This is a genomic window from Pseudoalteromonas sp. c7(2019) (assembly GCF_011378625.1).
GTDB classification, from domain to species: Bacteria; Pseudomonadota; Gammaproteobacteria; order Enterobacterales; family Alteromonadaceae; genus Pseudoalteromonas; species Pseudoalteromonas arctica.
This window is the reverse complement of sequence record NZ_WTKS01000118.1, coordinates 1-358: the sequence shown is the minus strand read 5'-3', so window position 1 is coordinate 358 and position 358 is coordinate 1. Positions and strand designations below refer to the sequence as shown.

Genomic DNA, 358 nt, shown 5'->3' with positions numbered 1-358 from the left:
GAGGCTTAACTGCTGAATACGGAATTATTTTAAATCAGGGTGTAAACACAATACGCAAAAGTATCCCCCTAATTTTAGAAGATGAAAATACCGGATTATCAGGCGCATTTAAAGCGGTACTAAAGCAGTTAGAAACACAATTGAGTAACTTAGACAGCTGCATTGAAACTTACAGTACATTAATAGTTGAAACAGCAAAAAATAATGATATTTGCCAACGGCTCCAAACAATACCTGGATTTGGTCCTATGGTATCAAGCGCCTATTTCAATGAAGTTGGAAATGGCAGTAACTATAAAAGAGGCCGCGATGTTTCAGCGTCTTTAGGTATCGTTCCGCGTCAACACAGTAGTGGCGG

1 protein-coding gene is annotated in these 358 nt (G+C 39.1%); it reads left to right on the top strand.

Annotation, left to right across the window (positions count from 1 at the left end; all coding sequences use genetic code 11):
- A partial coding sequence (locus GQR38_RS20240) for a transposase (protein ID WP_165738073.1) occupies positions 1-358 on the top strand: 358 nt, incomplete at both ends.